The 22461-nt window shown below is 74.1% G+C and carries 22 protein-coding genes and 1 tRNA gene; 10 read left to right on the plus strand and 13 right to left on the minus strand.

Annotation, left to right across the window (positions count from 1 at the left end):
* Positions 1–121 precede the first annotated feature (121 nt).
* A complete protein-coding gene (gene rlmB, locus ACFOSY_RS00575; RefSeq protein WP_394304750.1) occupies positions 122–1060 on the plus strand; it encodes a 23S rRNA (guanosine(2251)-2'-O)-methyltransferase RlmB in 939 nt (312 codons plus the stop codon).
* A 199-nt stretch (positions 1061–1259) separates the two neighbouring features.
* Entirely contained in the window at positions 1260–2864 is a 1605-nt protein-coding gene (locus ACFOSY_RS00580) for a DoxX family membrane protein (RefSeq protein WP_394304892.1), read from the plus strand.
* 76 nt (positions 2865–2940) lie between these two features.
* Here ACFOSY_RS00580 and ACFOSY_RS00585 read toward each other — a convergent pair whose 3' ends face one another.
* From ACFOSY_RS00585 to ACFOSY_RS00600, 4 genes are all read right to left on the minus strand, one after another.
* Positions 2941–3672 carry a nucleotidyltransferase family protein gene (locus ACFOSY_RS00585; RefSeq protein WP_394304751.1) on the minus strand — a complete coding sequence of 244 codons (732 nt, stop codon included), beginning with the start codon at positions 3670–3672 and terminating at the stop codon, positions 2941–2943.
* A gap of 1016 nt (positions 3673–4688) precedes the next feature.
* Positions 4689–5144, minus strand: coding sequence for a hypothetical protein (locus ACFOSY_RS00590; RefSeq protein ID WP_394304752.1), 456 nt, complete (start codon positions 5142–5144; stop codon positions 4689–4691).
* A 203-nt stretch (positions 5145–5347) separates the two neighbouring features.
* Positions 5348–6436 carry an ABC transporter ATP-binding protein gene (locus ACFOSY_RS00595; protein ID WP_163088166.1) on the minus strand — a complete coding sequence of 363 codons (1089 nt, stop codon included), beginning with the start codon at positions 6434–6436 and terminating at the stop codon, positions 5348–5350.
* Between the two features lie 136 nt (positions 6437–6572).
* A complete protein-coding gene (locus ACFOSY_RS00600; protein ID WP_394304753.1) occupies positions 6573–7577 on the minus strand; it encodes a helix-turn-helix transcriptional regulator in 1005 nt (334 codons plus the stop codon).
* 102 nt (positions 7578–7679) lie between these two features.
* Between ACFOSY_RS00600 and ACFOSY_RS00605 the strand changes: the two genes are divergently transcribed.
* Positions 7680–8096, plus strand: a complete 417-nt coding sequence (locus tag ACFOSY_RS00605) for a DUF3224 domain-containing protein (protein WP_394304754.1) — start codon at positions 7680–7682, stop codon at positions 8094–8096.
* Positions 8097–8166: 70 nt separating this feature from the next.
* Positions 8167–8243, plus strand: a tRNA-Thr gene (locus tag ACFOSY_RS00610).
* A gap of 68 nt (positions 8244–8311) precedes the next feature.
* Here ACFOSY_RS00610 and ACFOSY_RS00615 read toward each other — a convergent pair.
* From ACFOSY_RS00615 to ACFOSY_RS00625, 3 genes are all read right to left on the minus strand, one after another.
* Positions 8312–9208 carry an aminoglycoside phosphotransferase family protein gene (locus ACFOSY_RS00615; RefSeq protein WP_394304755.1) on the minus strand — a complete coding sequence of 299 codons (897 nt, stop codon included), beginning with the start codon at positions 9206–9208 and terminating at the stop codon, positions 8312–8314.
* A 73-nt stretch (positions 9209–9281) separates the two neighbouring features.
* The gene (locus ACFOSY_RS00620; protein WP_394304756.1) at positions 9282–10256 is read right to left on the minus strand and encodes a zinc-binding dehydrogenase; all 975 of its coding nucleotides are present in this window, start codon (positions 10254–10256) and stop codon (positions 9282–9284) included.
* Between the two features lie 62 nt (positions 10257–10318).
* Complete coding sequence (locus ACFOSY_RS00625) at positions 10319–11476, minus strand: NAD(P)-binding protein (RefSeq protein WP_394304757.1); 1158 nt, start codon at positions 11474–11476, stop codon at positions 10319–10321.
* Between the two features lie 162 nt (positions 11477–11638).
* Here ACFOSY_RS00625 and ACFOSY_RS00630 point away from each other — a divergent pair, with 162 nt between their 5' ends.
* Positions 11639–12316 carry a pentapeptide repeat-containing protein gene (locus ACFOSY_RS00630; RefSeq protein WP_394304758.1) on the plus strand — a complete coding sequence of 226 codons (678 nt, stop codon included), beginning with the start codon at positions 11639–11641 and terminating at the stop codon, positions 12314–12316.
* A 58-nt stretch (positions 12317–12374) separates the two neighbouring features.
* A complete protein-coding gene (locus ACFOSY_RS00635) occupies positions 12375–13208 on the plus strand; it encodes a tetratricopeptide repeat protein (RefSeq protein ID WP_394304759.1) in 834 nt (277 codons plus the stop codon).
* A gap of 31 nt (positions 13209–13239) precedes the next feature.
* Here the strand turns inward: ACFOSY_RS00635 and ACFOSY_RS00640 are convergent, their stop codons facing one another.
* Positions 13240–13740, minus strand: coding sequence for a hypothetical protein (locus ACFOSY_RS00640; RefSeq protein ID WP_394304760.1), 501 nt, complete (start codon positions 13738–13740; stop codon positions 13240–13242).
* Between the two features lie 50 nt (positions 13741–13790).
* Here ACFOSY_RS00640 and ACFOSY_RS00645 point away from each other — a divergent pair, with 50 nt between their 5' ends.
* Positions 13791–15203 carry a M1 family metallopeptidase gene (locus ACFOSY_RS00645; RefSeq protein WP_394304761.1) on the plus strand — a complete coding sequence of 471 codons (1413 nt, stop codon included), beginning with the start codon at positions 13791–13793 and terminating at the stop codon, positions 15201–15203.
* Between the two features lie 115 nt (positions 15204–15318).
* Here ACFOSY_RS00645 and ACFOSY_RS00650 read toward each other — a convergent pair whose 3' ends face one another.
* On the minus strand, positions 15319–15861 hold the full coding sequence (locus ACFOSY_RS00650) for a GNAT family N-acetyltransferase (RefSeq protein WP_394304762.1): 543 nt from the start codon (positions 15859–15861) through the stop codon (positions 15319–15321).
* Positions 15862–15960: 99 nt separating this feature from the next.
* Positions 15961–16536 (minus strand): TerD family protein, encoded by a 576-nt coding sequence (locus ACFOSY_RS00655; protein WP_394304763.1) that lies wholly within the window; start codon positions 16534–16536, stop codon positions 15961–15963.
* Between the two features lie 183 nt (positions 16537–16719).
* Here ACFOSY_RS00655 and arfB point away from each other — a divergent pair, with 183 nt between their 5' ends.
* Positions 16720–17145, plus strand: coding sequence for an alternative ribosome rescue aminoacyl-tRNA hydrolase ArfB (gene arfB / locus ACFOSY_RS00660; protein WP_394304764.1), 426 nt, complete (start codon positions 16720–16722; stop codon positions 17143–17145).
* Positions 17146–17277: 132 nt separating this feature from the next.
* Here arfB and ACFOSY_RS00665 read toward each other — a convergent pair whose 3' ends face one another.
* Entirely contained in the window at positions 17278–17745 is a 468-nt protein-coding gene (locus ACFOSY_RS00665) for a GNAT family N-acetyltransferase (RefSeq protein WP_394304765.1), read from the minus strand.
* 53 nt (positions 17746–17798) lie between these two features.
* On the minus strand, positions 17799–18383 hold the full coding sequence (locus tag ACFOSY_RS00670; RefSeq protein WP_394304766.1) for a flavin reductase family protein: 585 nt from the start codon (positions 18381–18383) through the stop codon (positions 17799–17801).
* A 315-nt stretch (positions 18384–18698) separates the two neighbouring features.
* Here ACFOSY_RS00670 and cdgB point away from each other — a divergent pair, with 315 nt between their 5' ends.
* Positions 18699–20387, plus strand: a complete 1689-nt coding sequence (cdgB, locus tag ACFOSY_RS00675) for a diguanylate cyclase CdgB (protein WP_394304767.1) — start codon at positions 18699–18701, stop codon at positions 20385–20387.
* Between the two features lie 114 nt (positions 20388–20501).
* Entirely contained in the window at positions 20502–21419 is a 918-nt protein-coding gene (locus tag ACFOSY_RS00680; RefSeq protein ID WP_394304768.1) for a carbohydrate-binding protein, read from the plus strand.
* A 34-nt stretch (positions 21420–21453) separates the two neighbouring features.
* Here the strand turns inward: ACFOSY_RS00680 and ACFOSY_RS00685 are convergent, their stop codons facing one another.
* Positions 21454–22383, minus strand: coding sequence for a 1-phosphofructokinase family hexose kinase (locus ACFOSY_RS00685; protein ID WP_394304769.1), 930 nt, complete (start codon positions 22381–22383; stop codon positions 21454–21456).
* Between the last annotated feature and the right edge of the window lie 78 nt (positions 22384–22461).

A 22461-nucleotide genomic window follows, 5' to 3' on the forward strand; every position in this document is an offset into this window, starting at 1 on the left:
AGATCGAGTGTGCCGTCCGGGCCTCCGGACGGCACACTGCACAGGCACACCCACAGACACACACGCAGGCGCGCCCACAGACAGGACGCACCGCACACGACTTCACGGAGACGGATACCTCATGGCCGCGAACAACCGCCGCATGTCCGGCAAGAAGGGCGCGCAGGTCGGCAGTGGCGGCCAGCGGCGCCGGGGCCTGGAAGGCAAGGGCCCGACCCCGCCCGCCGAGATGCGCAAGGGGCACGCCAAGCAGCGCGCCGCCCAGGCGAAGGCGCGCCGCGCCCAGGGCCGCACCACGCAGCGGCGCGGCGGCCGGTCGGCCTCCGAGCTGGTCGTCGGCCGCAACCCGGTCGTCGAGGCGCTGCGCGAGGGCGTGCCCGCCTCCACGCTGTACGTCCAGCAGTTCATCGACAACGACGAGCGGGTGCGCGAGGCGCTCCAGCTCGCGGCCGAGCGCGGCGGCATCAACCTCATGGAGGCGCCCCGCCCCGAGCTGGACCGCATGACCAACGGCCTCAACCACCAGGGCCTGGTCCTCCAGGTCCCGCCGTACGAGTACGCGCACCCCGAGGACCTGGTCGCCGCCGCGCACGACGAGGGCCAGGACCCGCTGATCGTCGCCCTCGACGGGGTCACCGACCCGCGCAACCTCGGCGCGGTCGTCCGGTCCGTCTCCGCGTTCGGCGGGCACGGCGTGGTCGTGCCCGAGCGGCGCGCGGCGGGGATGACCGCCGGTGCCTGGAAGACGTCGGCCGGCACGGCCGCCCGTACGCCCGTCGCCCGGGCCACCAACCTGACGCGGGCGCTGGAGGCGTACAAGAAGGCGGGCGTCGTCGTGGTCGGTCTGGCCGCCGACGGGGAGGCCGAGCTGGGCGATGTGGCGGCACTGGACGGGCCGGTCGTCATCGTCGTCGGCAGCGAGGGCAAAGGGCTGTCCCGGCTGGTCGGCGAGACCTGTGACGTGCGGGTGCGGATCCCGATGCCGGGCGGCGCGGAGTCGCTCAACGCCGGTGTGGCGGCGGGCATCGTGCTGTACGAGGCGGCACGCCGCCGCGCCTGAACACATGTGCGGGCACGTCACCCACTTGGTGGATTCCGGACGGTCCGGACCGGCTTGACGCGGTCCGGACACATCTGGCCGGTCAAGGCAGTGTCCTAACGCCGTGTCACTCGGTTAGATGAGTGTGGACACCAGAACACCACCCCGCACTCCCACGGGGGCCCGCTCGTCGGGACTCGACGACGCTCCCGCGCTGAGCATGGTGAAGGTGCCGAGCGATCCGGCGCAGGTCATCGTCAACCACGCCAGCTTCCGCGTGCAGCTGGGCGGCTCGGCGCGGCGCGTCCAGTCGCCGCGGATCGCACGGCATCTGAGCGGGGCCGCGGACACCGCGCGGATCCCCGTCGTCACCACCGTGGGCGCGGGACCGGCCGCGCCGCGCCGCCGCCCCGTCGTGTGGAGCGGCAGGTCCGCCCCGGACGACACCGGCGCCCACCGCCTCCTCCAGGCCGTACGCCACCAGGGCCTGCACCACGCCGACGAGTCGCTCGCCGACTCCGGGGCCACCCGGGTCGTCCCGCACCCGGGCGGCGGCGGGTACGGCGGGTACGACGACGACACCCAGCCGCTGGAGAGCCCGTTCGTCGGCGCCCAGCGCGGCCACTCCGACGGACCGCTGCTGCCCCCGATGCGCACGGTCGGCAGCGCCTACGACGAGGACGACCCGGCGGCCCTCGACGAGACCGGGCCCGGGTACGACGGCGCGTACGAGTCGGAGTACGAGCCCGAGTACGAGATCGAGGCGCGGCACGAGGGCGGCGGCCGGCGCGCCCGGCGGCACGGGGACGACCCGGCGCGCCACGCGTACTACCCCGGGCGCCGGATGAACCTGGGCGTGGTGCTGCTCCCGCTGCGCGTCTTCCTCGGCGGGATCTCCGTCTACGCCGGCATGAGCAAGCTGTGCGACCCGCTGTACTTCGACGGCGGGCCGCGCGGGTCCATGGTCACGTGGCTGCACAGCCTGCACCCGTGGGACGTCGCCGAGCCGCTGCGGCAGTTCGCGCTCGCCCACCCCGTCGGCACCGGGCTCGCCGTCGCCTTCGCTCAGGTCGTCGTCGGTGTCCTCACCGTCCTCGGCTGCTGGCAGCGGGTGGCCGCCGGCATCGGGGCGCTGCTGTCGGCGGCGCTGCTGGTCAGCGTCAGCTGGAAGAGCGTCCCCGTCTACGAGACGCCCGACATCATCTACCTCGCCGCCTGGTCGCCGCTGATCATCGCGGGCGCGCCCGTCTACTCCGTCGACGGCAGCCTCGCCGGCCGGGCCTGGCGGCGGCTCGGGCCGCGCGCGGACATCTGGGACCTGCGCCGCTACGTGCTGCGCCGCGGGGCGCTCGTCACGTTCGTGGTGTGCGGGTTCAGCATGCTGGTGGGGGCGCTGCTCGGCGGGGCCGTCCGGGACGCGGACCGGGTGGTCGTGCCCGGCCCCGGCGAGGCGCCGCGCAACAACCTGCCCGGATCGCCGCTGCCGGAGGAGTCCGGCGAGCGGAAGGACAAGGGGGAGAAGGGGACGCCGTCCGCCTCCGACTCGCCCAAGGAGTCCGCCTCCCGTTCGGCGAGCCCCTCCGCCGGGGCCGACGGCACCCCCGGCGCCACCCAGGGCGCGGGCGCCGCCACCGGGGCGCCCACCCAGACCCAGGGCAGCACCGGTCAAGCCCCGGCCCAGGAGTCCTCGCCGGAGGACCGGACGCCGAGCACCACCGCGGGCCCGACCTCGGGCGGCTCCGGCGGCAGCGGGGGCGGCACGCCGGGCGGCGACGACGGCGGCTCCTCGGACCGGCCCGGCCTGGTGGGCGGCCTGCTGGGGTAGCGGACGCCTGGCGGAGACGACGGCGGGGTCCGTACGCGAGAGCGTACGGACCCCGTCTCCTTGTCTGTGGTGGGTCTCAACGACCGTGGGAGGCGAGCTCCTTGGCGGCCTCGGTGAGGTCCTTGGCGGTGTCGATGGCGCGCCAGTAGGAGCCCTGCGGGATCGTGAACCCGGCGAGCCGGCGCTCGCGCGCGAGATGCGGGAACGTGGTGCGCTCGTGGTCACCGCGCTCCGGGAGCAGCCCGGCGAACTCGGAGGAGAAGACGTAGACGCCCGCGTTGATCTCGAAGGTGGACGGCGGGGCCTCGATGAAGTCGCTGATCAGCCCGAACCCGTCGGTGCGGACGGCGCCCCACGGCAGGCGCGGACGGGCCAGCGCGACGGTGGCGACGGCGTCCCGCTCGGCGTGGAAGTCGGCCATGTCGCGCAGCGAGAAGCGGGTCCAGATGTCGCCGTTGGTGGCGAACCAGGGCCGGTCCGGGTGCGGCAGCCGGGCGGCGGCGTACTTCAGTCCGCCACCGCGGCCGAGGGGTTCCGGCTCGACGACCGTGGTGACGGAGACGGGCAGGTCGGTGCTCTCCAGCCACTTCTGGAGCACCTCGGCGAGATGGCCGCAGGAGACGACGACGTCGGTCACGCCCTCCTCGGCGAGCCAGGTCAGCTGGTGGCCGATGATCGGGGTTCCCGTGCCGGGGATCTCGACCATCGGCTTGGGCCGGTCGTCGGTGTACGGACGGAGCCGGGATCCCTGGCCGCCGGCCAGGACTACGGCTTGCGTGGGACGGGACACGGCACGCGGATCGGTCATGCCCGCACTGTACGCGGCCGGGGGCCGCGAATTGCGGGCGGTCCCGGGGCACGAGGGGTGTTTGCCGGGGCTCGGCCTCGGGCGGACCGGGGCGGTGTGGCCGGGCCTGGCTCCGGATCCCCGGGCGGTGTGGCTGAGCCTCGGGACCTTCGCGCCCGGGGCGGTGTGGCTGGGCGCGGGCCCGGATGCCCCGGGCGGCGGGGGCGAGGGCGAGTGCGGCAGGGTGCCGCGGGCGTGGGGCGGACCGGGTCCGCCCAGCGGGGAGCGGCGGCCCGCTGGGCTCGCTCGGAACGCCTGCGGGGGCGGGGTGGGCGCGGCAGGTTGCCGGGCGGCGTGTGGTGTGGGCGCGGCACGGAGCGGCGGTGCCGGGGTCGCCCCGGACGCTTCCGTGGCGAGGGCGCATGCGGACGCGGGGGCCGCAGGGTGAGGGTGCGGCGGGGGCGGGTGGTGCGGTCGGGGTCGCCTGGCGAGGGGCGGCGGTCGGCGGGTGGTGCGGGGCCTGGCCGACGGGGAGCGGCGGCCCGCTGGGCTTGCCTGGGTCGCCTGCGGGGGCGGGGTGGGCGCGGCAGGTTGCCGGGCGGCGTGTGGTGTGGGCGCGGCACGGAGCGGCGGTGCCGGGCTCGCCCTGGACGCTTCCGTGGCGAGGGCGCATGCGGACGCGGGGGCCGCAGGGTGAAGGAGCGGCGGGGGGCGAGGGTGGGCGCGGCAGGTTGCCGGGCGGCGTGTGGTGTGTGGTGTGGGGTTGGCGCGGAGCGGCGTGCCGGGCTCGCCACACACAGGTGGTCGCTGCGCGGCTGTGTCGCGGGCGCGCAGCGGACGTTCGTGAGTGCCCGACGGCGGAGGACCGTGGCCGTCGGGTGAGGCCCCGCCGCCGCGGGGTGCGGCGGGGGCGTGTCGCTGGTGCGGTGCCGGTGCCCGAACGGGGGTATGCGCGACGCCCGTTGAGCGGCCCCGGTCGCGGGCCAGGGTGACAGGGGCCGGCGCGGGGGCGGCCGTTATGGCAATGCGCGGGCGCGTCAGCTGTTCGCGGCGACCACTCCCGTGGCGAACGACGTGTCGCAGACCGGGCGGGCGTAGGACTGGGCCTTGGTGGGGCCGTAGACGCGGACGGCGGCCTTGCCGAGGGAGCGGGCGATGGAGGCGCAGTGCTTGGCGAGCGACGGGCGGTCGTTCACCGCCTGCTGGAGCTGGGTCAGGGCGGCGCCCGGGTCCTTCTTCTGGAGTTCCATCAGCAGCTGGTCCCGCAGGACGTCCTGCGGGGCACGGGCGGTGTTCCGCGACGAGGCGCCGGCGGCGGACGTGTCCGCGGCGGTGAGCACCGGACTCTGCGGGTTCCCCGACCAGTTGACCCGCGCGACCGCGAGGGTGCCGGAGAGCACCATGACGACGGGCAGGACGAGGGCGAGGGAGCGGCCGATCCGGCGGGCGGGGCCCCGGCCGCGTCGCGTCTGAGGGTGAATGGAGTGCGTCACGCGTGTGAGGGTAGCGTCAGGTAGCCGAGGTGAAACATTCCGTCACCGTTACGAGGGACGTGGAACGTCGACTTCCGCGCCGCGTGTTGACGAGCTGGGGTAATTTGCCGGGATTGCCGGGGTATTTGTCGACAACGTGAGACGGCACGAGACCACGCGAGGGGCCCCGCAGCACGCTGCGGGGCCCCTCGGCGTCAACGCGTTCAGTCGGACAGGCGCGCGCCCGTCGACGTGGAGAACACGTGGGTCTCGCCGGAGCGCGGCACGACGTGCAGCGTGCTGCCCTTCTCCGGGACCTCACGGCCGCCGACGCGGACCACGAGGTCCTTCGCCTCGCCACCGATCTGCGCGGTGCCGTAGACGAAGGCGTCGGAGCCCAGCTCCTCCACGACGTTCACGGTGACCGCGACGCCCTGGTCGGAGTCGGCGCCGGCGACGTCGAAGTGCTCGGGGCGGACGCCCACGGTCACGGTCTTGTCGCTGGTGGCGGAGAGCGCGTCACGCTGCACCTGGACCACCGAGTTGCCGAACTTCACACCGCCGTCGGTGACCGGGACCTCGACCAGGTTCATGGCCGGGGAGCCGATGAAGCCGGCGACGAAGAGGTTCGCGGGCTTGTCGTACATGTTGCGCGGGGTGTCGACCTGCTGGAGCAGACCGTCCTTGAGCACCGCGACGCGGTCGCCCATGGTGAGGGCCTCGACCTGGTCGTGGGTGACGTAGACGGTGGTGATGCCCAGGCGGCGCTGGAGCGACGCGATCTGCGTACGGGTGGACACACGGAGCTTGGCGTCCAGGTTGGACAGCGGCTCGTCCATGAGGAACACCTGCGGCTCACGCACGATGGCGCGGCCCATCGCCACACGCTGGCGCTGACCGCCGGAGAGCGCCTTCGGCTTGCGGTCGAGGTACTCGGTGAGGTCGAGGATCTTCGCGGCCTCCTCGACCTTCTTGCGGATCTCCGCCTTGTTGACGCCGGCGATCTTGAGCGCGAAGCCCATGTTGTCGGCCACCGTCATGTGCGGGTAGAGCGCGTAGTTCTGGAACACCATGGCGATGTCCCGGTCCTTCGGCGGCAGGTGCGTGACGTCGCGGTCGCCGATGCGGATGGCGCCGCCGTTGACGTCCTCGAGGCCCGCGAGCATGCGGAGCGAGGTGGACTTGCCGCAGCCGGACGGGCCGACCAGGACGAGGAACTCGCCGTCCGCGATCTCGATGTCCAGGGCGTCGACGGCGGGCTTGGTCGAACCCGGGTAGATCCGGGTCGCCTTGTCGAACGTGACAGTGGCCATGTGAATGGTCCCCTTCTACCGGCAGGAACGTGCCGGACGATCCGAGTAGGAAGGTGGTGCCACGACGGGTGTTCCGTTGTGGTGTGGTCCACACGAGTGAACTGGCTCAGGACGGTACCTGGCGTTCACCTGCTTGTCAGCAGGTATCGGGCTGTGAATTTCGCGGAAACTTTCGATCGTTCGCGTACCGGCCGGCCAGGACCGCGACCGCCTCGGCGACCGCCCGCCGCAGCCCCGGCGGGCCCAGCACCTCCGCCTCCACGCCGAGGCGCAGCAGATCGCCGGTGGCCACCGACTCCGACTCGACCGGCAGCTCCACCTCCACCCAGCCGTCCGCGTCCGGCGGACCCGCCTCCGCCAGCGCCCGCGCGCCCGCCGCCCCGAACTGCATCGGCAGCAGCTTCCGTCCGCGCGGGGACAGCCGCAGCCGGGCGGTGTCCTGCCGCAGCGCCGCCTCCAGCCGCCGCGAGGTCTCCGTCCAGTACGCGGCCAGGTCGAACCCGGCGGGCCGGGTGAACTCCTCGCCGGTCTCCTCCACCTCCCGGAACCGCGAGACCCGGTAGGTGCGCACCGCGTCGTCCGCGAGGGCGATCAGGTACCAGATGCCGCCCTTCAGCACGAGCCCCAGCGGCCGCACCTCCCGCCGCACCTCGCCGCGCCAGCGCGCGTACCGGGTCCGCAGCACCCGCCGCTCCCACACCGCCCGCGCGACCACCGCCAGGTGCGGTACCGGGTCGGCGTCCCGGAACCAGGCCGGCGCGTCCAGGTGGAACCGCTCGCGCACCCGCCGCGCCTGGTCCGCCAGCCCGTCCGGCAGGGCGGCCTCCACCTTGAGCTGGGCGCTCGCCAGGACCGCCCCGAGCCCCAGCTCCCCGGCCGGCCCCGGCAGCCCCGCGAGGACGAGCGAACCGGCCTCCGCGTCGGTCAGCCCGGTGAGCCGCGTCCGGTAGCCCTCCACCAGACGGAAGCCGCCCTGCGGTCCCCGCTCGGTGCGCACCGGCACCCCGGAGGCGCCGAGCGCCTCGACGTCCCGGTAGACGGTGCGCACCGACACCTCCAGTTCGGCGGCGAGTTGGGGCGCGGTCATCCGGCCGCGGTTCTGCAGCAGCAGGAGCAGGGTGAGGAGCCGGTCGGCGCGCATGCGGCCCATTGTCGGACCGTGCCGCCGTACCTGACAGAGGGTGTCAGGTACGGCCGGAAAGGTGGGCGGCACAGCGTCCGACGCCCCTGGAAGGGATCCGCCATGCCCGTCACCGAGACCACCGGCCACTTCACCTTCGCCGACTGGAAGGAGAACCCCGTCTCGCCGGAGGACGCCTTCCCCCGGCTCGCGCACGCCACCGTCGTCAACGCCTTCTCCGGCGGCATCGAGGCCGAGGCCACCGTCTGCGACTACGCCATCGCGTACGACACCGCCGTCACCGGAGCCTTCGCCGGGATGGAGCTCGTCACCGGCCGGGTCGACGGCCGCTCCGGCGCCTTCGTGCTTCAGGAGCGGGGCCGGTTCGAGAGCGACGGCACCGTGCACTGCACGTTCGAGGTGGCCGAGGGCTCGGGCACCGGGGAGCTGGCCGGGCTGCGCGGCTCGGGCGGGTTCACCTGCCGGCACGGCGAGGCGAAGGTGCCGTACACCTTCGCCTACGAGGTGGGGCGCGGCTGAATCAAGTGCGTGGCTCGGCGAAACCGGCACTGTGTACAGTGGACCGCGCTTCGCGCGCGCCGCGCGCGCTGCCTCCTTAGCTCAGATGGTCAGAGCAGCTGTCTTGTAAACAGCAGGTCGTCGGTTCGAATCCGACAGGGGGCTCCACCGCCTCCCCCGGGCCGGACCGTCTCCGGCCCGGGTTTCTCATGTCGCCCCGTCACCCCGTCACCCCGTCACCCCGTACGGCCGCGCAGGCGGCGGGCGATCTCCAGGTCGGCCTCGCCGAGCGGGCGGCCCTCCTCGGTCTCCCACAGGCAGTTCTGGAGCACCCGCCCGCACGTCCACGCCCGGGCCCGCGCGCGGTCCAGGCCGAGCACGTCGGTCATCGCGTCGAAGCGCCACAGCACGTCGCCGGGGTCGAAGTTGTTGGCGAGGGCGGGCCACAGGTCGAAGCCGGGGTCGCCGGCGAGCGGCTTGGGGTCGATGGCCAGCCAGGGCGCGCGGTCGGCGGCGAGGACGTTCTCGTCGTGCAGGTCCCAGTGGAGCAGCCGGTCGCCCGGCTGGTCCGCGACCTCGCGCACGGCGGCCGCGCAGTCGGCGACCAGGCGCCGCGCCTCGGGGTCGGGAACGCGCTCCAGCACGGCGGGCGTGCGTTCCAGCATGGACGCGGCGATGTCGCCGAGGCGGCGCATCCCCGGGGGAGCGGTGGTGGCGTGGAGGTGGGCGAGGAGGCGGGCGATCACCAGGACGCCCTCGTGGACGTCCGGCCGGTGGGCGAGCATCCGGGAGGAGTCGAGGCGTTCCAGCAGCATGGTGCCGGTCGGCTCGTCGTGGTCGAGCAGGCGGACCGCCCCGTCGCCGTCCCACAGGCGCAGGGCGACCGGCTCGCCCTCGCTCTCGTGGTCACGGATCTGGAGCTTGAGCACCGCCGGGGTGCCGTCGGCGCGGTCGACGGGGAGGACCAGGGCGCTGACGCCGTGCATGGGCGTCCCGGCGAGGCGCAGCTCCCAGCGGTCCAGGAACCGCTCGGCGAGGTCCGGGAGGGCGGCGATGAAGGCCCGCCCGGCCTCCTTGTTGAACTTGACCTGCGCCTCGGCGAGTTCCGCGGGGATGTCGATCACGCCTGGCACGGTAGCGGCGTACGGGGGCGGGGCGCGCCCGGTTTCCCGGGCCGCATGGCCGCCACGGCTCCGGACATGACCGCTACGGCTCCAGGACGACCTTGCCGGTCGTCCCCCGGCTCTCCAGGGCCCGGTGGGCGTCGGCGGCCCGGGACAGCGGGAAGCGCTGCACGGCGGGGGTCAGCCGGCCCTCGGCCGCCTCGGCGAGGGCGCGCGTCTCCAGCGTGCGCATCGGGTCGGGGCCGCCGGCCCGGCGCAGCATCTCCGGGCCGAGGACGCTCACCGAGACGCCGTCGACGAGGTACGGGCGGTCGCCGGCGATGCCCTGCGAGGACCAGCCGAACACCAGGTGCCGCCCGCCCGGCCCGAGCAGGCCGACCAGGGTACGGGCGACGTCCCCGCCCACCCCGTCGTACACGACGGTGACCTTGCCCCGGTACGCCTCGAGCCGCTCGGCCCAGTCGGGGGCGGTGTAGTCGACGGCGGGTGCGGCGCCGGCGCGCGCGGCCAGGGCCGTCTTCGCGGGGCCGCCGGCGAGGCCGATCACGGTCGCGCCCGCGTTCCGGGCGTACTGCACGAGGAGGTTGCCGATGCCGCCCGCCGCGGCCGGGACGGCGACCACGTCGCCGGGGCCCGGCTCGGCGAACCGCACGATCCCCATCGTCGTACGGCCCGTGCCGATCATGGCGACGGCCTCGGCGAAGTCCAGGCGCTCCGGGATCTCGTGCAGCCGTCCGGCGTCGGTGACCGCCAGTTCGGCGTACCCGCCGGGGACGAAGCCGAGGTGGGCGACGACCCGCCTGCCGAGCCAGTCGGCGGGGGTGTCCGGGCCGAGCGCGTCGACCACCCCGGCGATCTCCCGGCCGGGCACGGTCGGCAGCTCGGCCGGGGCCGGGCCGGGGCCGCGCAGGCCCTCGCGCAGGGCCGTGTCGAGGAGGTGGACCCCGGCCGCCCGGACGGCGACCCGGACCTGGCCGGGACCCGGCACCGGGTCCTCGACCCGCTCGTACGTGAGGTTCTCGGCGGGGCCGAAGGCGTGCAGTCGGACGGCGTGCATGGTGGTCCCCCTGGGCGGGTGCGCGGGGCGCCTCGTGCGCCCCACGCACCCACCGTGTGACCTCAAGCGCGCTTGAGGTCAAGTGCGTCCCGGCCGAGGGCGAGGGAGACGGCCGTCAGGGCGCTGGTGAAGGACACCTCCGACAGCACGCCCGGCGCGGCGACCCGGTCCCCGGCCAGGTAGACCCCGTCCCCGCGGTCCACGGCGGGCCGGTCGCGCCAGGTGGCGCCGGGCGGGTCGACGGCCCCGGTACGGCCGTCCGCCAGCGCCTCGCGCCGCCAGGTGAGCCGCTCCCGCCAGCCGGGGAAGCCCAGGTCCAGCAGCTCGTCCGCGCGGGCGGCGCCCTCCGCCTTCGACGCGCCCGGACCGACCGGGATCTGACCCTGGATCAGCTCCTCGCCGGCCGGGGCGAGGGTGCGGTCCTGCGCGGTGAACCGCTCCAGCCAGCCGGGCGCGTCCAGGTCGGACACGACGAACGGGTCGCCGCGCCGGGTGCGCAGTGCCAGGTCGACCAGGACGGTCCGGCCGCTCGGCCAGGTCAGCGAGGGGTCGCCGAGGAGGCGTCGGGCGGCCTCCAGGGAGGTGGCGACGACCACCGGGGCGCCGGTGGGCAGGGTGTCGACGCGGGACAGGGTCTCGACCCGCACGCCCAGGTTCCAGGCGTGGGCGGCCATCCGGTCGATCAGCGCGCCCCAGCCGCCCCGCGGGTAGTGGGCCTCCGGCGGCAGCTTGGTGGCCCGGCGCAGCCGCTCGTGCACGAACGCGGCGGACAGGGAGCCGGGGTCGTGGTGGAACAGCGCGACGGCCGAGAAGTGCGCGGCGGCCCGGGCGCCCTCCGCGCCGGCGACGGAGCCGGCCCAGGTGCGGAAGTCGGTGTCGACGGGCGCCCGCAGGCCGGGGCGCAGCAGCTTGAGCATCGCGGGCGGCGGGGTGCGGCGCAGGGCGCCCCGGTGGCGCAGCCGCAGCCGGGCCGCCTCCCGCAGCGGCAGCGGGGCGAGCGGGCCGAGCAGGCCCCGTTCGCGCAGCCAGGTCCAGTGCGGTCCGCCGTTGTAGAGGGCGTGCGGGCCCTCGTTGGTGCGGTACGGGGCGTCGGCGGTGCGGGCACGGCCGCCCAGGGTGTGGTGGGCCTCGTACAGGGTGACCTTGGCGCCCGCCTCGGCGGCGGAGACGGCCGCGGTGAGTCCGGCGAATCCGCCGCCGACGACGGTGATGCGGTGCATGACTGGGCTTCTCCCTCGGTCGGGCTCGGTCGGGCTCGGTCGGGCGCCGGAGGTGGTGTCCGGCGGCACACAACCAGGACGTGGGGCCGCGCCGGGATGTGACACGCGGGGTGTTTCCGCAGGCCGGGGTGGGTTGTCGGTGGCGGGGTGCAGCATGGGCGCATGGTGCGTGGAGCGGCGGGGAGACCGGGTGTGCGGGCGGCGAGGCGGCCGATGCTGCGGCTGCCGCCGCTGGAGCGGTACGAGGGAGGCGGACTGGAGCCGGACGGGGACTACGACGGGCTGGAGTTCGCCGGCGCGGACCTCGCCGGGCAGGACGGGGCGGGGGCGCGCTTCATGGACTGCGCGCTGCGGGGGTGCGCGCTGGACGAGACGCGGCTGCCGAGGGCGCGGCTGCTGGACTCGGCGCTCGACGGGGTGCGGGGCGTGGGCACGGACCTGGCGGGGGCGACCCTGCGCGACGTCGAGCTGACCGACGCGCGCCTCGGCGGGACCCAACTGCACGGGGCGGCGCTGGAACGGGTGCGGATCAGGGGCGGGAAGATCGACTTCCTGAACCTGCGCGCGGCCGCGCTCAAGGACGTCGCCTTCGAGGGCTGCGTGCTGGTGGAGCCGGACTTCGGCGGGGCCCGCCTGGAGCGCGTCGAGTTCGTCGACTGCACGCTGAAGGGCGTGGACCTGTCGGGGGCCACGCTGAAGGACGTGGACCTGCGGGGCGCCGCGTCACTGGAGATCGCCAGGGGGGTGGACCGGCTGTCGGGGGCGGTGATCAGCACGGCCCAGCTGCTTGATCTGGCGCCCGCGCTGGCGGGGGAGCTCGGGATCAGGGTGGAGGGGTGAGGGGGGTGTCCGCACCAAAAGCTGTCGAACAGCAGCGCGAATTCCGTATGCTCCGCGCATGAGGATCTTCCGGCCGCGCGGCCGTCTCGACGCCGTGTCGTCGCCCACCTCCCCGCTGGCTCAGGCAGCCGCCCTGCACGTCGCCGGGCGCTACGCCGACGCGGAGCGGGAGGCGCGGGACGTGGCCGCGTCCCGCGCCCGGCGACGCGACGACAAGTGGCTGCCCCTGGCGCTCGGCGTCGCCGCGCTCGCCGTCGGCGCGCAGGGGCGTCATGCCGAGGCCGTCGCCCTCTACGACGAGGCGCTGCCGCTCTTCACCAGGATCTACGGGGACGGCCATCTCCAGACGCTGAAGGCGCGCTCCGACCGCGCCCAGACGCTGACCTCGCTCGGCCGGCACGCCGAGTGCGAGGCGGAGTGCGCGGCCGTCGTGTCGGCCGCGGCCGGCAGCCGCGAGCCGGAGGCGGAGATGGTGGCGCTGGCCGCCCGCAACGGCCGGATGTTCGCCCTCAACGCACTGGGACGCCACGCGGAGGCCGAGGCGCTCGCCCGCGAGGCACTGACCGCCGTCCGGCGCCTGCCGGAGCGGTTCGTTCTGGTCCTGCGGCTCAACCTGGTCCGCAGCCTCAACGGCCAGTCCCGCCATGCGGAGGCCCTCGCCGAGCTGGAGCCGGCCGAGCGGTCGCACCGCGCTTCCGCCGCGCCGCACCGGCACCAGGAAGCCGGTGCCGTCGATCTGGCCGTGGCCACCGCGCTGCTCGGGCTGGGCCGGCGCGACGAGGCACGGATCCGGGCGACGGCCGGTCACGACGCCTGTCTGGCCGTCCTCGGCCCGGACCACAGCCGCACCGCGGAGGCCCGGGAACTGATCGGACGCATCGACGCCGCCTGACCGGACAGCGCCGCACCGAGTATCGGGGCCGTCAGCTCACGCGGGGAAAGCGGGCCTGGAGGCTCCAGATCGCCGGGTTCTCGCCGAGGTCGTCGTGCAGGTCGATCAGGTCGGCCAGCAGGTCGTGCAGGAAGTCGCGGGCCTCGCGGCGCAGTTCGGCGTGCGGGAAGGTCAGCGGCGGCTCGGCGGCCGGCAGCCACTCCGCCTCGATGTCCACCCAGCCGAACCGCCGCTCGAACAGCAGCCGGTCCGTGGACTCGGTGAAGTCCAGCTCCGCGTGCTGCGGCCGTGAGGCGCGCGAGCCCGCCGGGTCCCGGTCGACGCGCTCCACGATGTCGCACAGCGCCCACGCGAAGTCGAGCACCGGCACCCATCCCCAGGCCGTGGAGATCTCCCGGTCCGCCTTGGTGTCGGCGAGATAGACGTCGCCGCAGAACAGGTCGTGCCGCAGGGCGTGGACGTCCGCGCGGCGGTAGTCGGTCTGAGGGGGATCGGGGAAGCGGTTGGAGAGGGCGTAACCGATGTCGAGCACGTGGGTGATGGTGTCACGGTCCGGCGCCCCCGCCGCCATAGGATCCCGGCGTGCGCACCCCCCGCCCCCTGAGCCGCGGAGCCGCCGCCCTGCTGGCGGTGGTGCTCGCCGCGTGCGGGCCCGGCTCCGGGGCCGAGGGCGCCGGTGACGTCGGCGCGGGCGACCCGTACTTCCCGAAGGCGGGCAACGGCGGCTACGACGTCACCCACTACGACCTCGCCCTCGCCTACGACCCCGCCGACCGCCGCCTCACCGGGACCGCGACGATCGACGCCCGCGCCACCGAGGACCTCACCGCCCTGAACCTCGACCTCCAGGGCCTCGACGTGGACGCCGTCACCGTCGACGGCGCCGGCGCCCGCTTCGGCCGCGAGGGCCAGGAGCTGACCGTCCGGCCGCGCCGCGCCCTCGACCGGGACGCGCCCTTCCAGGTCGTCGTCCGCTACTCGGGGCGCCCGGAGACGGTCACCGACCCCGACGGCTCCCAGGAGGGCTGGCTGCGCACCGCGGACGGGGCGCTGGCGCTGGGCCAGCCGGTGGGATCCATGGCCTGGTTCCCGGGCAGCCACCACCCCTCCGACAAGGCGTCCTACACCCTCTCCGTCACCGTGCCCGAGGGGCTGCGGGCGGTCTCCAACGGCGAACCGGCCGGCGAGGAGACGAAGGGCGGCCGCACGACGTACCGCTGGCACACGGCCGAGCCGATGGCGAGCTACCTGGCGACGGTCGCGATCGGCCGGTACGACGTCCACCGCGGGAAGACCGCCGGCGGGCTGCCGCTGTTCACCGCCGTCGACCCGCGGCAGCGGGCCGCGAGCCGCGCGACGGTGCGGCTGCTGCCCGACGTCGTGGAGTGGGGGGAGCGGCGGTTCGGGCCGTACCCCTTCTCCTCCGCGGGCGCGATCGTCGAACGTCCCGGGGACGCCGGGTACGCCCTGGAGACGCAGAACCGCCCCGTCTTCGCGGGCGCCCCCGACACGGCCCTGCTGGTCCACGAGATCGCCCACCAGTGGTACGGCGACTCCGTCACCCCGCGGACCTGGCGGGACATGTGGCTCAACGAGGGCTTCGCCACGTACGCGCAGTGGCTGTACGAGGAGGACCACGGCGGCGCCAGCGCGCAGCGCACCTTCGACCGCCTGTACGCCGGGTCCTACTTCCCGGACGCGGGGACCAACGCGGCGCTGTGGTCCTTCCCGCCCGCCGACCCGCCGGACGCGGCGCACATCTCCGCCACGCCCGTGTACTGGCGCGGCGCGATGGTCCTCCACATGGTCCGCAGGACGGCCGGCGACGAGGCCTTCGCGCGGCTGCTGCGCGGCTGGGCGGCGGAGCACCGGCACGGGAACGCGAGCACGGACGACTTCACCGCGTACGTCGAGAAGACGGTGCCGGGGAAGGACTTCTCGCGGGTCTGGGAGGAGTGGCTGTACGGGGAGGGGCGGCCGGCGACAGCGTCCTAGGGCCTTTCGTTTGGATCAGGCCGGCCGTGAGGCGCGGTGCCTCTTCGGCCGACCCGAGCGGGGTCAGATGTGCGTGCCAGGCCCCGCGACGCCGGGGTGATCCAAACGAGAGGCCCTAAGCGGGGTCCGGGGTCTGCTCGGGCGCGGTGAGGGGCTTGCGCAGGACCCGGCAGGGGCGGCCGAGGTCACGGTCGCGGCGGCGGGCGATCTCCGTGTAGCCGAGAGCGGTCCAGAAGGCGAGGCCACGGGTGTTGTCCTCCAGCACGGCGAGACGCACGGCGGTACGGCCGGCCGAGCGCAGACGGTCCTCGACAAGCCCGGCGAGGCGGCGGCCGTGGCCCTGGCCGTGCAGGCTCGCGTCCACCATCAGCAGGCCGATCCACGGGTCGGGGTCGGCGGGGTCGGGGTGCACGGCGAGCGTGACGGCGATGCCGACGAGCAGGCCCCGGTCACGGGCCAGGAGGACCTCCGTGTGCGGGTCGGCCAGTTCCCGGGCGAGCTCGGCCGCGACCTGCTCGGGCCGGATGTCGTACGGGTCCGGGAAGTCGCCGCTGAGGGCGTGGAAGGCGTGGTTGGAGGCGTACAGGGCGGTGACCTCGGTCAGTACGGGGCCGGGGAGGTCGCCGTCCGGGGAGAGGCGCAGCGGGTCGAGGAACACGGAGGCAACCTAGCGCGGGGTCACCGGGCGGGCGCGGCGGAGCCCCCGCCCGGTGAAACGCGGGCGGGGGCTCCGGCAGGGTCGGTCGCGGTGCGTCCGTCAGACGCTCACGCCGAAGTCCTGGGCGATGCCGACGAGGCCCGAGGCGTAGCCCTGGCCGACCGCGCGGAACTTCCACTCCGCGCCGTTGCGGTACAGCTCGCCGAAGACCATCGCGGTCTCGGTGGCGGCGTCCTCCGACAGGTCGTAGCGGGCGATCTCGGCGCCGCCGGCCTGGTTGACGATGCGGATGTACGCGTTGCGCACCTGGCCGAAGTTCTGGCTGCGGTTCTCGGCGTCGTAGATCGAGACCGGGAAGACGATCTTGTCGATGTCGGCCGGGAGGGCCGCCAGGTTGACGTTGATCGCCTCGTCGTCGCCCTCGCCCGCACCGGTGCGGTTGTCGCCGGTGTGGACGATGGTGTTGTCCGGGGTCTGCTTGTTGTTGAAGAACACGAAGTGGGCGTCCGAGTAGACCTTGCCCTGCGTGTTGACCGCGATCGCCGAGGCGTCGAGGTCGAAGTCCGTGCCGGTGGTGGTGCGGACGTCCCAGCCGAGGCCCACGGTGACGGCGGTCAGGCCCGGAGCCTCCTTGGTGAGCGAGACGTTGCCACCCTTGGACAGGCTTACAGCCATTGTTGGGAGTCCCTTCCCTCGTTTGCGTAACGGCTACGAAGCTACAGCTACCACCTTGAACGCCGAGAGGGGTCCGTCAGGTTCCAGGTCGCTTTACTTTCTTTACCCGGATGCCGGTCGGACACGGATCCGACGCGGATATTCGGGTGACGTGGGCGGTGCGGGCGCGGGAACCTGTATGTCATGTCCGGTCCCCTTGTCGTACGCGGCTCCGTCTCCCTGCCCGAGGCCGAGCTCATGTGGCGTTTCTCGCGGTCGTCCGGGCCGGGCGGGCAGCACGTCAACACCAGCGACACCCAGGTCGAGCTGCGGTTCGACCTCGCCGCGACCGAGTCGCTGCCCGAGGTGTGGAAGCGGCGGGCCCTGGAGCGGCTCGCCGGGCGGCTGACCGACGGGGTGCTCACCGTACGGGCGTCCGAGCATCGGTCGCAGTGGCGGAACCGGGAGGCGGCGGCGGTGCGTCTGGCGGCGGTGCTGGCGGAGGCGACGGCGCCTCCGCCGAAGCCGCGGAGGCCTACGCGGGTGCCGCGGGGGATCAACGAGCGGCGGCTTCGGGAGAAGAAGCGGCGGTCGGAGACCAAGCGGGGGCGCTCCGCGCGGGACTGGTGAGGCGGGGGTGGGCTGCGCCCTTGTTGTGTGCCTGCGGGCCGGTGGGGGGCGGTCGCGCAGTTCCCCGCGCCCCTGGAGGTGCGGGCCGGTGGGGGCTGGTCGCGCAGTTCCCCGCGCCCCTTCAGGGCGTTTCTACAGGCGCAGGACTCCTACGTGCTCCTCGTTGACCCTCTCGTCCGTCTTCTCGAAGCCCAGGGTGAGGTAGAAGTTCTCCGGACCGTGCGGGCCCGGGTGCCAGGTGACGTGGAGGTGCTTCGTGCCGCGGCGGCGCAGTTCGTCCGCGACCGACGTCACCGCGAAGCGGCCGTAGCCCTTGCCTTGTTCGTCCGCCGCGATGTTCAGGCGCCACAGGCCGGAGCGGAGGTCGGTGCCGTCGTCGCGCCAGTCGATGCCGAGGAACGCCATCACGAAGCCGACCACGCGGCCGTCGTCGACGATCACGCGGGGCCATGCCTTGTCGGGGCGGACGTAGGCCTCGGCGAGGGAGTGGGCCACCGGGTCGACGGCGTACTCCTGTTCCGGGCGGACGCGGAGGGCGAGGGCGGCCTCGAGGTTCGCCGGAGTGATCTTTTCGAGGCGCGGGGCCCTGGCGGTCGTCATGCGGGGAGGGTAGGCGGGTGAAACGGCGGCGGTAAAAGGGATTTCGGGGGCGCTCAGCCCAACTGGCGGTAACGGCCGCGGAAATAGGTGAGCGGGCCGCCTTCCGCGCTCGGCACGGCGGCCGTCATCACGCGGCCGATGACGAGGGTGTGGTCGCCGGCCTCCACGCGTTGTTCCGTGCGGCATTCCAGGGTCGCCAGCGCGCCGCCGACCAAGGGCGCCCCGGTGTACTCGCCGCGCCGGAAGGGAATGTCCGCGAACAGCAGACGGTCGCTGACCCGGCCCTTCATCGAGAAGCGGCCCGCGATGTGCCGCTGGCTCTCGGACAGCACGGACACCGCCCACAGCGGCTGCTCCTCGAGCAGTTCGTCCATGCGGGACCCGGTGCGCAGGCTGACCAGCACCAACGGCGGGTCCAGGGAGACCGACAGGAACGCGGTCGCGGTCATGCCGACGTCCTCGCCGGCCGGCGCCCCGGGGTCGTCCGGGTCCAGCGGCGGCTCCACGGCGGTCACCAGGACCACGCCGGCGGCCAGACGGGACATGGCGGCACGGAACTCGTCGTTGCTCACCCCCTCAGCATGCCGGGCGGCGGGCGGAACGGTGATCGAGGCCGGGGCGGCGGGAGTGTTCAGCACACCGAAACGCTAATCTCCGCCTCACGGGCACCGCATCGGACCGTGGCCCGAACCGGGACCTAGGACCAGCGGCCGATCCGGGCACGTTTCATGCACAATCGCCACACAATCCGTGTCGCGGAAAAGGGCCGGGAAACCGCGCGCAGACCACGCAATTGTTCACGTTTAGCTGTGACTTGAGTCACAAGGGGCAAGAATTGTTGACCCTGTGTACCGGGTGAGCAGCGCGCTGTGATTCAGTGGCGGGGAAGCTGCTGCGACGATACGCCGATGATGACCCTTGATGCGCTGTGAGGTCTCGGGGGGAGGGCGAGGATGGAGACCGAGTCGGAACCCTACGTCCGTCTGGCATCCCTGCGGCAACTCCACCGGGCCATGGCCGACATGAACACGGCGCGCAGTCTGGCGGACACGTTGCAGACGGTCGCCGACGGCGTCGTGGGCGCCCTCGGGTACGAGCTGGCCTGCGTCAATCTCGTACGCCCGGACGGCGATCTCGTGGTCGCCGCCCTGTCCGGGAACGCGGCGGCGGAGGCCCTCATCACCGGCCGGGTCGGCTCCCGTGACTCGTGGGACCGCCGGCTCGCCATGGGCGAGCGCTGGGGCGACCTGGTGTTCATACCGCACACCGAGGGCTGGGTCCTCGACGACGACGACGTCCCGCAGTGGTACACCGACGGGCCCGCTCCCCGCTTCGAGGACGAGTGGCACCCCTCCGACCGGCTCTTCGCCCCTATGTACGCGCCCGGACCGCAGGGCGGCGGCACCTCCGGCGAGCTGATCGGCGTGCTCTCCGTCGACCGCCCGCGCAACGGCCGCCGGCCCGGCGCCTGGGGCCGCGAGGCCCTCCAGATGTACGCCTTCCAGGCCGCCATCGCGATCAGCAACGCCCGGCTGCGCTCCAACATGCAGCGCGCCCTGGTCCGCCTGGAGCGCGAGCAGCAGGCGCTGCGGGCCAGCGAGGAGAGCTTCCGGCAGGCCTTCGAGTACGCGCCCTCCGGCATGGCCATCGCCGAGATGGGCGGCGACCAGCACGGCAGGATCCTGCGCACCAACGACGCCCTGTGCCGGCTGCTCGGCCGGCCCGCCTCCGCGATGCGCCGCTACTCCTTCTCCGACCTGGTCCACCCCGAGGACATAGGCACCCTGCTGCGCACCTCCGCCGAGGGCGGCCGGGCGGAGCTGCGGCTGTGCCGCCGCGACGGCACCTACGTGTGGGTCTCCCTGCGCAACTCGGTCGTCGCCGACGCCGCCGACGGGCCGCGCTTCCTGCTCACCCACGTCGAGGACATCGAGGAGCGCAAGCGCCGCGAGCTCCAGCTCGCCCACCGCGCCTCCCACGACTCGCTCACCGGCCTGCCGAACTCCGCCGAGCTGCGCTCCCGGCTCTCCGCCCGGCTGTGCAGCCAGCAGCCGCAGCACGCCCTGCCGGCGGCCGTGGACTCCATGGAGCCCTACGAGTCCTTCGACTCCCACGACGCCGCCTTCGGCCCGCCCGCCTTCGACCGCGGCCACGACTTCGACTTCCCGCCCGGCAGCGACGCGTACGACGGCTTCGACCACCACGTGCACACGGTCGCGCCCGCCGCGGGCGCCGACGACGGCACCAAGGGGCTCGCGGTGCTCTTCTGCGACCTCGACGGCTTCAAGTCGATCAACGACCGGTTCGGGCACAACGCGGGCGACGCGGTCCTCATCGAGGTCGCCCGGCGGCTCAGCAACGGCGTGCGCGACGGCGACACCGTGGCCCGGCTCGGGGGTGACGAATTCGTCATCCTCGCCGACGGGCTCGGCCGGGCCGACGCCCAGGACCTCGCCGTGCGGCTGCGCAACGAGATCATCCAGCCCATCCGGGCCGAGGGACGGGCCGTGCGGGTGGGCGCCAGCTTCGGCATCGGGTGGGCCCACTGCGGCATGACGGCCGACGAAGTGCTGAAGTCGGCCGACGAACGGATGTACGTGGAGAAACGATCTCGTCCCAAACAGCACAGACGTGCCGGATGACGCCCAGGTCAGCGAGTTGATGCGGTCCGGGTCACCCTTTCGGGTCAAGGGAACCGGGTAGGCTCGGCATCTCCGCACACGTACGCACCCGATCCGCAGCTAGGAGCACAGGGGATGACGCCCGGCAACAACGGCGCGAGCACGCCCGAGGACGACGACCCGTTCGGCTATCTGTACGCCGACGGGCAGGCCAACGGAGCCCAGCCGCCGTCCGGGGGTTACGGCTATCCGAACTCGGTGAACCGGGTGCGGCCGGTCGGTTCCCGCCAGTACGGCCAGCAGGGGCCCGCCCCGCAGGCACCGCCCCAGCAGGGCGCCTTCGGCCAGCCCAGCGCGCACTACGCCGCCCCCGAGACGCTGCCCGGGGGCGCGCCCACCGCGCGCACCCCCCAGCCCTCCCGCGGCGGGCGCGGCGGCGGCCCCAACACCAAGGGGCTGCTCATCGGCGCGATCGCCGTGGTCGCGGCGGTCGTGATCGGCATCGGCGTCGCCATGATCAGCGGTGACGACGACGACAAGGGCGGCAACGAGGCGGGAGCCACGCCGACCGCCACCCAGGACAGCGGCGAGCCGAGCCCGTCCTCCTCCGAGGAGGACAAGGACAAGGACGAGGTGAAGCTCCCCACCATCGACGCGAAGGCCCTCCGCCTGGACGGCGGCGCGACCCTTGCCTCGGAGTTCAAGGGCGCGAAGGCCGACGGCGGCGTCTACGTCACCGGCTTCAACCAGGTCGGCGCGAAGGTCACCTGGACCGTCGACGGTGTGAAGGCCGGCAGCTACCGCTTCTACGTCCAGTACGGCATCCCCGGCGAGGACGCCGACGCGACCATCGTGGTCAACGGCAAGCCCGAGAGCCGCCCGCTGAACATGAAGAACTTCGGCAACACTCCCAAGGGCGACTGGGAGAAGGGCTGGAAGGAAACCTGGGCCAACGTGAACCTCAACGACGGCACCAACACCATCGAGCTGACCTGCGCCCAGGGCAACAAGTGCAACGCCGTCCTCGACCAGTTCTGGCTCGCGGAGCCGTAGAAGCCGTAGCAGCCGCAGGACGGGAGCACGCCCCTCAGGCCGCCGTGGCCTCGCCCGTGACGGTGATCGTGGTCAGGAGCTGTTCGTAGACCGCCGTGTCGAACTCCCCGGCGACCGGGGAGAGGACCGTGGCGGCCGAGAGGGCCGTGGCGCGGATCAGGCGGTCCGGCCAGGGGCGGTGTTCCACCAGGGCGGACAGCAGGCCCGCGACGGCCGCGTCGCCCGCGCCCGTGGGGTTGCCGGCCAGGCGGGCCGGCGGGGCCGCGCGCCAGCGGCCCTCCGGGGTCACCGCGAGCAGGCCGTCCGCGCCCAGGGACGCGACCACCGTGCCGGCGCCCCGGCGGCGGGCGTCCTGCGTGGCGCGCAACGGCTCGTGGGAGCCGGTGAGTTCGGCCAGCTCCTCGGCGTTGGGCTTGAGGAGGTCGGGCCGCGCGGCCACGCCCCGGCGCAGCGCCGCCCCGCTGGTGTCGAGCAGCACCGGGACCTGGGCCGCGCGGGCGGTGCGGACGAGATTGGCGTACGCGCCGACCGGGACGCCCGGGGGCAGGCTGCCGCACAGGGCCACCGCCGAGGCGGACGCCAGCAGGTCCTCGTAGACCTCCTGGAAGGCGGACCACTCGGCGTGGGTGATGTCCGGGCCGGGCTCGTTCAGGTGGGTGGTGACGCCGGAGCGGTCGTCGACGAGGGTCACCGTGCGGCGGGTGGCGCCGGCGACCGGGACCAGGGCGTCCGTGAGGCGCGGCACCCCGGTGAGGCGGTCGCGCAGGACGCGTCCGGTGGGGCCGCCCGAGAAACCAGTGACGGTGACCTCGTGGCCGAGCGCGGCCAGCACCCGGGCCACGTTGACGCCCTTGCCGCCGGGGCGTTCCAGCACCTCGGAGACCCGGTGGGAGGCTCCCGCCCGCAGGGACGGCACGCGATAGGTGATGTCGAGAGCGGTGTTCAGTGTGACCGTGAGAATCACCGGGCCGACCTCCCCCTCTTGCCTGCCTTCCGTGGCCCCGGGGTCACGATCATGCCAAAAGGAAGGCGGTCGGCCCAC

Source organism: Streptomyces lusitanus (genome assembly GCF_042647945.1).
Lineage (GTDB): Bacteria > Actinomycetota > Actinomycetes > Streptomycetales > Streptomycetaceae > Streptomyces > Streptomyces pseudogriseolus.